The sequence below is a fragment of the Pseudoalteromonas sp. SIMBA_162 genome (assembly GCF_046535955.1).
GTDB classification, from domain to species: Bacteria; Pseudomonadota; Gammaproteobacteria; order Enterobacterales; family Alteromonadaceae; genus Pseudoalteromonas; species Pseudoalteromonas marina.
Map to the genome: position 1 here is coordinate 1 of NZ_JAWJBQ010000865.1, position 250 is coordinate 250.

1 protein-coding gene is annotated in these 250 nt (G+C 68.0%); it reads right to left on the minus strand.

Annotated elements, in window-relative coordinates; genetic code table 11:
- Positions 1 to 250: hypothetical protein (locus R0J88_RS22155; protein ID WP_410901194.1), on the minus strand; the 250-nt coding region annotated here is incomplete at both ends.

Below are 250 nucleotides of genomic sequence, written 5' to 3' on the forward strand. Positions count from 1 at the left end.
GCCGCACCTCGGCGTTGTCGGCACTCGCCAGCAGCGGCGCGATGGCGTCACGCGCCTGCTGCACCGCCGCCGGAGCGCCCGCCGCCAGCAGGCGATATTCCATCCGCGAGCCGGGCTGGATCAGACCGGTGGCGTCGAGATCTTCCATGTTGAACATCAGGCGCGGACTGAACTCGGAAAAGCCGCCCTGCTGATCAGGCTCACGCGTGATCAGGCCACTGATGGTCAGCTGCTTGCGCCCGACCGTCAG